At 43.9% G+C, this 7832-nt stretch carries 13 protein-coding genes; 12 read left to right on the top strand and 1 reads right to left on the bottom strand.

Annotated features, from left to right (window positions below; genetic code table 11):
- From KWG64_RS25815 to KWG64_RS12875, 9 genes are all read left to right on the top strand, one after another.
- Nucleotides 1–717 (top strand): DUF4329 domain-containing protein (locus KWG64_RS25815; RefSeq protein ID WP_218522114.1); only part of this gene is annotated, 717 nt, incomplete at its 5' end.
- 18 nt (nucleotides 718–735) lie between these two features.
- Complete coding sequence (locus KWG64_RS25680; protein WP_255562175.1) at nucleotides 736–1056, top strand: NTF2 fold immunity protein; 321 nt, start codon at nucleotides 736–738, stop codon at nucleotides 1054–1056.
- 108 nt (nucleotides 1057–1164) lie between these two features.
- The gene (locus KWG64_RS12905) at nucleotides 1165–1461 is read left to right on the top strand and encodes a hypothetical protein (RefSeq protein ID WP_218522113.1); all 297 of its coding nucleotides are present in this window, start codon (nucleotides 1165–1167) and stop codon (nucleotides 1459–1461) included.
- 5 nt (nucleotides 1462–1466) lie between these two features.
- Nucleotides 1467–1802, top strand: coding sequence for an Imm58 family immunity protein (locus tag KWG64_RS12900; protein ID WP_218522112.1), 336 nt, complete (start codon nucleotides 1467–1469; stop codon nucleotides 1800–1802).
- A gap of 44 nt (nucleotides 1803–1846) precedes the next feature.
- The gene (locus tag KWG64_RS12895) at nucleotides 1847–2173 is read left to right on the top strand and encodes a DUF6258 family protein (protein ID WP_218522111.1); all 327 of its coding nucleotides are present in this window, start codon (nucleotides 1847–1849) and stop codon (nucleotides 2171–2173) included.
- A 198-nt stretch (nucleotides 2174–2371) separates the two neighbouring features.
- On the top strand, nucleotides 2372–2653 hold the full coding sequence (locus KWG64_RS12890; RefSeq protein WP_370628664.1) for an RHS repeat-associated core domain-containing protein: 282 nt from the start codon (nucleotides 2372–2374) through the stop codon (nucleotides 2651–2653).
- Between the two features lie 15 nt (nucleotides 2654–2668).
- Entirely contained in the window at nucleotides 2669–3103 is a 435-nt protein-coding gene (locus KWG64_RS12885; RefSeq protein WP_255562174.1) for a hypothetical protein, read from the top strand.
- Nucleotides 3104–3114: 11 nt separating this feature from the next.
- Nucleotides 3115–3591 (top strand): hypothetical protein, encoded by a 477-nt coding sequence (locus KWG64_RS12880; protein WP_218522109.1) that lies wholly within the window; start codon nucleotides 3115–3117, stop codon nucleotides 3589–3591.
- Nucleotides 3592–3692: 101 nt separating this feature from the next.
- Complete coding sequence (locus KWG64_RS12875; RefSeq protein WP_218522108.1) at nucleotides 3693–4103, top strand: hypothetical protein; 411 nt, start codon at nucleotides 3693–3695, stop codon at nucleotides 4101–4103.
- Nucleotides 4104–4204: 101 nt separating this feature from the next.
- Here the strand turns inward: KWG64_RS12875 and KWG64_RS12870 are convergent, their stop codons facing one another.
- On the bottom strand, nucleotides 4205–5011 hold the full coding sequence (locus tag KWG64_RS12870) for an IclR family transcriptional regulator (protein ID WP_218522107.1): 807 nt from the start codon (nucleotides 5009–5011) through the stop codon (nucleotides 4205–4207).
- 300 nt (nucleotides 5012–5311) lie between these two features.
- On the opposite strand from KWG64_RS12870, the gene yiaK reads away from it, so the two are divergent.
- Genes yiaK through KWG64_RS12855 form a run of 3 tightly spaced genes read left to right on the top strand, consistent with a single transcriptional unit; the run spans nucleotide 5312 to nucleotide 7831 of the window.
- Nucleotides 5312–6310, top strand: coding sequence for a 3-dehydro-L-gulonate 2-dehydrogenase (yiaK, locus tag KWG64_RS12865; protein ID WP_218522106.1), 999 nt, complete (start codon nucleotides 5312–5314; stop codon nucleotides 6308–6310).
- 11 nt (nucleotides 6311–6321) lie between these two features.
- Entirely contained in the window at nucleotides 6322–6789 is a 468-nt protein-coding gene (locus KWG64_RS12860; protein WP_218522105.1) for a YhcH/YjgK/YiaL family protein, read from the top strand.
- Nucleotides 6790–6841: 52 nt separating this feature from the next.
- Complete coding sequence (locus KWG64_RS12855; RefSeq protein WP_218522104.1) at nucleotides 6842–7831, top strand: DUF4862 family protein; 990 nt, start codon at nucleotides 6842–6844, stop codon at nucleotides 7829–7831.
- Nucleotide 7832 lies beyond the last annotated feature (1 nt).

Below are 7832 nucleotides of genomic sequence, written 5' to 3'. Positions count from 1 at the left end.
ATTTCAGACGTCTGGGGCAACGCGGTAGATATTTTTAATCCGTACAAACTGCGTCAGCCAATTAAAATGCAGGGCCAGCATTACGACGAGGAATCAGGGCTGCATTACAACCGCCACCGTTATTATGACCCGGCGCCGGGACGGTATATTACTCAGGATCCTATTGGGCTGAGAGGGGGATGGAATTTATATTCGTATCCGTTGAATCCGTTAAATCAGTTTGACCCAACTGGTTTATCTCCTTGGGGGGATGCAAATTCTGGTTCTTGCGAAGGTGGTCTGTGCGAGGTTTATAGTTTTATAACTGGCCCTGAGAAATTTAATAATGAAGAAGAGGCAGCCTTAGATGCGCTTAAAAAAATAAATGGGCTGTCAATAGCTAATAATAGAGAATACGCTGGTATGATTTTTAAGGATAAGAAGAATAGATATTTTTCAACAAAACCAAATGAAGGTAGCCGTGATAGTTCTAATTCATTGAGCAGCCCATGTCCAGCAGGTACAGATTCCACAGGGGCTTACCATACACATGGGGCATACGATCGCCATTACAAAAATGAAATATTCTCTCCTGCTGATATTAATTATTCATCAAAACATAATCTCAATGGTTATCTTGGTACACCAGAAGGGCGTTTTGGAAAAATGAATTCAAAAGGAAAAGACATTAGTTATTCAGAAATAAACACATTACCCACTGTTTATGAAATACGGTGAGACTGACTTGAGGTTTTTATGGAAAAAAAATTTAAACTTAATGCAATTTTATTATTTTCATCTATATTTTTATTTATAGCCAAAAACAATTCTTATGGTGGAGAAGTGTTAATAGATGTATTGGTAAATAATCAAAATATGGCAAAGGAACTGTCATATATTTACATCAAGAGTGTGTACGGAGAAGCGAGTGCTGAGAAACAAAAACCTTACAAGGTTATTGACAAAAAGAGTGAGTGGTTAGTAGAAGGTAAGACACCTGATGCGCAGGGTGGAAATTTTACCATTGTTATAATCAAGAAAGATGGGCAGGTTACCGAACTTATTCATACGAAGTAATACTATTCAACACAATTTAAGGTTATGCATTTTAATTATTCGAAGGCAATACGATGAATATATTGAACCCGTACAAATTACATCAACCAATAAGAATGCAGGATCCGATTGAGTTGGGAGGAAGATGGAAATATTCGTAAAATCACTGCCTTTAATCTAGAAATTGGACCTGATGGTTACCCAACAGGGACATCTATGGATAAGTTGCTAAAATCATTATCCACTAAAGCAGGTAAAGGAACATCTGCGCAACTAACCTGTAATGCAAACGCTGACCAAAACAAGGTTTACAAATATGCAGAAGATATTGCGAAAAACAAAAATAGGGATAAATACAATTGGAATCCGTTTAGTTCAAATCAATGCAGAACTTTTGCAGAAAAAGCATTAGAAGCAGGAGAGTGAAAATAATGAAAAAAACAATCGCAATTCTTTCCATTTTACTTCTTTTATCATTAATTTCTGGTGTTTGCTTTGCCTATTTATGGGTCGACCGCTCGATTACACTTTCTTATAGTGAAAAATGTGTTAATAACAGCACTCAAACGACTAATACATTAGAAATACTGCTTGAAAAGGAGTGGTTCGGGAAGTCAAAGAAAAGTGTCTTGGAAAAAGTCAAAACCGGATTAAAATCCTCTGAGCAGGAAAATGAAATAATTCAAAATGATGACGGGACTATTATTTTGGTCGATAACATAAAAATTTCATTTAGTAATGGTAAGTTAATTAAAATCGGTGAGTAGGTGATATTTATCAACGTAACCTTTACGATAACTAAGGGCTTGTCATGATTGAGAGCGTTTACTTAGGCGAGAGGGCAGTCAAAGGGATTGAAATAAACTCTTGGGATTTGATTGTTAGAATTAAGATTGATTTTATTTCGAGGCTAAAGGTTGGTACTCACAATTGGGGGTTTTATACTGATGAAGATATTGAAGATGGTTATATGGTGTTCTCAGGTGTAACACATTTTCAGATAACTCCCCAAGGGGCAATTCCGGATGACTATATTTTTGATTATTCCATGGAGAAAATTAGAGATAATAAATCTCTATTCAAGATTTATTCAGGAGGAATGACTCCTGATATGCCTGATAACAGAGGAGGCTGCTAAACTTTAATCAGATACAAGGACTCTTGGCTCAAAGATAGTTCGAAAGTAAAAATGGAATGAATATTTCAGAGGCTGCAGTTATTTTAGTACAACTTACTTTTTGGATATGTTCGCTCCAACTACAATACTGTCAGGCACACGGACACAGAACTCGGCGATTATCACTACACACATATGCAGTCGACCGGGACTAATTGCGTGATTAATCACAAAACCGGCAAGGTGGAATGGGACGCGATTTCAGACGTCTGGGAAAACGCGGTAGATATTTTCAACCCGTATAAACTGCGCCAGCCAATAAGAATGCAGGGTCAGAATTACGACGAAGAATCGGGGCTGCATTACAACCGCCATCGTTATTATGACCCGGCGCCGGGGCGGTATATTACTCAGGATCCGATTGGGCTGAGAGGGGGATGGAATTTATATGCGCATGCATTAGATCCAGTTCTTGGAGGGGATCCTCTTGGATTAAATTGAGCCTTATTGGGCGATATGGCTAATCAATCTGGTATTAAAGATTCTGCAAACCGTGCGCAACAACAGATTTTAGAACCTTGGTATGTGAATGCAGGAACATTCAGCATACTGAATACAACAAATAAGGATATGAAAAGATTAAATCTTGGCAAAAGCGACCAGTTTTTTCACTGCACTGCTTTTTGCCGGGTATCAAAATCAAGTGGTTACAATAAAGCTTGGGCTACATCATTAGGGGGGATGAAAGAAATGAGTGATTTTGCACTTAATAAATTTGGTCTATATGGTAAGGGGAAATTGAGTGAGGAGGATATGCTCAGAGATAATCTAGCGGATCTGGAAGTGAATAGTTACGGCTTAAGTTGTCCATCACAAACGAGTTGTTCTGATCGATGTGAAAAATATATTGACTCATCTAGCATTGAGACCAAGAAAAAATTAAGAAGCTAAGGGTATTTAGAATGAATAATATAAAGAAATTAATTATTTCAATACTTTTCTCTATCCTATGTATTTTGTGTTGGGCATTTTTTTCTACAGAAAATGATATTGTGACGTTGGAATATAATTCATATGTAGGCATTAAGGAGGATGGTGGCGTGAAAAAATGGTTACCTGAATTCTTTCCAAAAGATGCAGAAAATATATACTTTTACTCTAATTTGGATGTTAATTTCTTTTATATAGAATTTGAATTAAATGAAAAACAATCGGTTTTATTTGAAAAGGGTATGGTAGTAAAGACGACTGAAAAAGGAACTTTATATATAGATAAAATAAATAAAATTGAAACATCATGGTGTAAGCATGGAGTCTCTGAAAGTGAAGGAAGCGACGAATTATATCTTGTCGGGAAAGTAAACCAGAAGGGGAAGTATGTATTAACGGCAATATTTAAAGGTGAGAAGAGAGATCTTCAATCTTACTGCGAGAAATAATGAGAGAATTACTCGATGCAGAAATTATTTATGATATGTCGTTTTTTAAGAAACGGTTCTAGTTTCATGCGGTAAGTAAAAATACACTTAGGAAGTACTCTGTGAAAAAATACCGCCTTTACATACTTGCATATATACTTTTGCTATCAATGGGATGCACTGAAAATGACGAATCTGTTTTACTTAAAGAGAAAGTTGATGGGTTTAGAGAATTGTATGCAAAAAGTGAATATACTGAAATATATGAAAATTGTACAAATAGAATGATGGTAACCACCACAGCGAAAGAGTTCAATAGTTTCATGAAGGTGGCTAAGGCTGAACTAGGAGAATTCAAAATATCTCAATTAATAAATCTTAATTACATTAGTTATGTGGTTGGTGATCCTGATATTATTTCCACCTATAAATCAGAATATTACACCGTCTATGTCACAGAAAAATTCACATTCAACAAAGTAAATAATGATCTTAAACTTTCAGGCTATAGCTACACGCTTAATGCGGGTTAAAATAGAGTTTATAATTATAAACTAAAAAACAAACCACATTGCCAGAAATGTATAATTCTTAACCGATACCCCAACCTGAGGTACCGGCTACTGACTCTCCCTCACCCCACCTTCAGCCCAAGCTCACCGGAAATCGCGGCCGCGGTTTCTTTCAGCGGTTTCAGCAGGGCGTCTTCTCCGATCACGCCGAGTTTTGCCGTCGAGAGTGAAATCGAGACGGCATAGGTCACGCGCCGGTGGATATCAAATACCGGCACCGCCAGACAGGATACGCCAAGCTCATTTTCTTCCCTGTCCATCGCCAGGCCCTGCTCGCGGATTTGCGCCAGCTCTTTGTCCATCTCTTTCAGGCTGACAATCGTATTGCGGGTCAGCGGCTGGATCTGTTCGCTGTGACTTTCCCAGTAAGCCGGCACGTAATCCTGATGCCCGTACGCCATGTAAATTTTGCCCATCGCCGAACAATACAGCGGCATATGCTGGCCGATGTACGCACGCGTTCGCAGCATTCCGGTGGTCGGTTCCAGCTTGTAAATCAGAATGGCGTGGTCGTCTTCACGGCTGGAGAAATTAACGGTTTCCCCGGTCGCGATATTCAGCGCTTCAAGATGCGGCGCGGCGACGTGGATAATATTCAGGGAAGACAGTGACTTCTGGCCGACAGAAATAAATTTGGTGGTTAAGCGATAACTTCCTGCCGCCGGAGCAGGCGTGACATAACCACAGGATTGCAGCCCCTGAAGTAAACGGTGAACCGTACTTTTATTCAGTTCCGCCAGTTCAGAAAGATGCGCCAGCGGGCAGCCGTTCGGGTAATTGCTGAGGATTTCGATCAGCTGTAACCCACGGAACAGGCTCTGACTTCCTGCCGGTTTATCTTTGCCCTGTTCGTTCTCTGCGTCTTTCATACCTTGAAGAATTCCCGTTGTGCCGATGGCGTTTCAATCCTGAACCGATGGTATAGCAAACTTCCTTCGCACGCGAAATAACTCCTTTTCCCTGCCTCCTTTTTGCCCTGCCTAAAATGTGTCCTTCATCACGAACCGGACATGATTTTTTTATCCACCTGATTTTAAAGCGTTTTAAAAACACCCGGATGGATTGTGATCCGTACCGGACAAGAGTAGATTTTTGAAATCAGATTCCACATATTGAAATTTAGAGATCTAAAAACAACCAAATGTTTAACAATCTCACCGGAGAAAGGTATGAAACTGAGCTTTGAAACGTTGCAAAAGGAGTTCAAACGGGTGCTTATCGCGCGTCACGTCAAACCTGACGTCGCAGATGAATGCGCCACGATGTTTGCCCAAACCACAGAGTCCGGCGTGTATTCCCACGGCGTAAACCGTTTCCCGCGCTTCATTCAGCAGTTGGATCAGGGTGATATTCAGCCGGACGCCGTGGCGAAAAAAATCCTGTCGCTGGGCGCCATTGAACAGTGGGATGCGCAGCGCTCAATCGGCAATCTGACGGCGAAAAAAATGATGGATCGTGCCATCTCTCTGGCCTCCGACCACGGCATCGGGCTGGTGGCGCTACGCAATGCCAACCACTGGATGCGCGGCGGAAGTTACGGCTGGCAGGCGGCAGAAAAAGGTTACATCGGGATTTGCTGGACGAATTCCATCGCGGTTATGCCGCCGTGGGGCGCAAAAGAATGCCGCATCGGTACGAACCCGCTGATCGTTGCCATCCCCGGCTCGCCGATCACCATGGTGGATATGTCGATGTCGATGTTCTCCTACGGCATGCTGGAAGTGAACCGTCTCGCAGGCCGTGAACTGCCGGTCGACGGCGGCTTCGATGACAACGGCCAGCTGACCCGCGAACCCGCCGTTATTGAAAAGAACCGGCGCATTTTGCCGATGGGCTACTGGAAAGGTTCCGGTTTATCCATTGTGCTGGACATGATTGCCACCCTGCTTTCCGACGGCGCGTCCGTGGCTGAAGTCACCGAAGACAACTCGGATGAATACGGGATTTCGCAGATTTTCATCGCCATAGAAGTTGACCGCCTGATTGACGGCTCGACCCGCGATGCAAAACTCCGGCGCATTATGGATTACGTCACCACCGCCGAACGCAACAATCCGGACGAAGCCGTGCGCCTGCCGGGCCACGAATTCACCCGCCTGCTGGCAGAAAACCGCCGCAACGGGATCACCGTCGATGACAGCGTTTGGGCGAAAATTCAGGCCTTATAAGGAGGCGGCTCATGATATCCGGACATATCAGCAACCCGAATCCCTGCACTTTTCCCGCAGCGATTGAGAAGGCGCTGAATTTTCTGCGCACCACGGATTTTCGCGCACTGGAAACTGGCGTCGTCGAAATTGAAGGCAGGGATATTTACGCACAGATCCTCGATCTGACGACCAAAGAGAAAACGGAAAATCAGCCTGAAGTTCACCGCCGTTATATTGATATTCAATTTTTAGCCTGGGGCAATGAAATTATTGGTTATGCCGCCGACCGGGGGAATAATCTAATATCTCAGTCATTGCTTGAAGAACGCGACATTATTTTTTATCACGACATGGAAGACGAATCCGAAATCATCATGACACCGGGAACCTACGCCATATTTTTCCCGCAGGATGTGCACCGCCCCGCGTGTATTCATCATACCGTCAGTAATATCCGTAAAATTGTCGTCAAAGTAAAAGTGGATAAACTCGGGTAACCGTCAGGATAAAACAGTTCGGGAAGACAGTTAATTGAATGGGGAAATATCTATGCAAAAACATGCAGGCTTTATTGTCGGCGCTTACCCTTGCGCGCCCTCTTTTCATCAGCGAAATGAAAACGAAGAAACCGAATTCTGGCGCAAACTGGCCGATATTCCGGGGATCCGTGGAATAGAACAACCTTGTCTGGAAACATTACATCCGTATGGCGATGAATGGTTATTCCGCCATCTGCCCGACGAGTGGGACATCGTGGTGACCGGCGTGATGGAAACCATGCGCAGGCGCGGAACCTTGCCGGGCTTCGGGCTGGCGTCTGAAGACGCTGAACAGCGCCGCGCCTGTGTCGGCTTTTACCGCCACATTTTCGAAAAGGTTGAGCAGACCAATACGCGCTTTGGCAGAAACAAAGTGCTGGCCGTAGAGTTGCAGTCCGCGCCGCTGGCTGGCACACAAAATGTCAGTCTTGCCGCGCGCTGTTTCACGGAGTCTTTGCAGGAAATCCTGAGCTGGGACTGGCCGTGCGGGCTGATTATCGAGCATTGCGATGCGATGGATAAACCGGCTGCACGCAAAGGTTTCCTGCCGCTGGCGCACGAACTGACGGCGATTGCTGAGGCCAAAGCCCGCACCGGGAAAACGGCCGCAATGTGTATCAACTGGGCGCGTTCCGCCATTGAAGGCCGCAATACTTCCCTGCCGCTGGAACATCTGCAAATCAGCCAGCAGGCCGGTGTTCTTCAGGCGCTGATGTTCTCGGGCACCACCCGCGAAGGGGCTTATGGCGACTGGCAGGATCTGCACGCACCGTTTGCGCCGTTCGCAGGCAGTGAAGCGGGATGTCAGGAAAGCCTGATGACCATCGATATTGCCGCCGAAATGTTCCGGCATGCGTCACCGGAATCACTGAGCTTTTCGGGAATTAAACTACTGGAAATTAATGCCAGTGCCGGCGTGGATCATCGAATTGCCATTTTGCAGGACGGTATTAAAGCCATGAATCTGGCGATAGACAAAAAAACAATAACCTTAAAATAGC

The sequence above is a fragment of the Rahnella sp. PD12R genome (assembly GCF_019200965.1).
In the GTDB taxonomy this organism is placed as follows: Bacteria; Pseudomonadota; Gammaproteobacteria; order Enterobacterales; family Enterobacteriaceae; genus Rahnella; species Rahnella laticis.
The sequence above is the reverse complement of the archived record's forward strand: the minus strand, read 5'-3'. Positions and strand labels throughout refer to the sequence as shown.

Bases quoted from the DNA above. Each gene is read 5' to 3' on its own strand.
- KWG64_RS25680 (WP_255562175.1), top strand. From the start codon at position 736: ATGGAAAAAAAATTTAAACTTAATGCAATTTTATTATTTTCATCTATA.
- KWG64_RS12900 (WP_218522112.1), top strand. From the start codon at position 1,467: ATGAAAAAAACAATCGCAATTCTTTCCATTTTACTTCTTTTATCATTA.
- KWG64_RS12895 (WP_218522111.1), top strand. From the start codon at position 1,847: ATGATTGAGAGCGTTTACTTAGGCGAGAGGGCAGTCAAAGGGATTGAA.
- KWG64_RS12885 (WP_255562174.1), top strand. From the start codon at position 2,669: ATGGCTAATCAATCTGGTATTAAAGATTCTGCAAACCGTGCGCAACAA.
- KWG64_RS12880 (WP_218522109.1), top strand. From the start codon at position 3,115: ATGAATAATATAAAGAAATTAATTATTTCAATACTTTTCTCTATCCTA.
- KWG64_RS12870 (WP_218522107.1), bottom strand. From the start codon at position 5,011: ATGAAAGACGCAGAGAACGAACAGGGCAAAGATAAACCGGCAGGAAGT.
- yiaK (WP_218522106.1), top strand. From the start codon at position 5,312: ATGAAACTGAGCTTTGAAACGTTGCAAAAGGAGTTCAAACGGGTGCTT.
- KWG64_RS12860 (WP_218522105.1), top strand. From the start codon at position 6,322: ATGATATCCGGACATATCAGCAACCCGAATCCCTGCACTTTTCCCGCA.
- KWG64_RS12855 (WP_218522104.1), top strand. From the start codon at position 6,842: ATGCAAAAACATGCAGGCTTTATTGTCGGCGCTTACCCTTGCGCGCCC.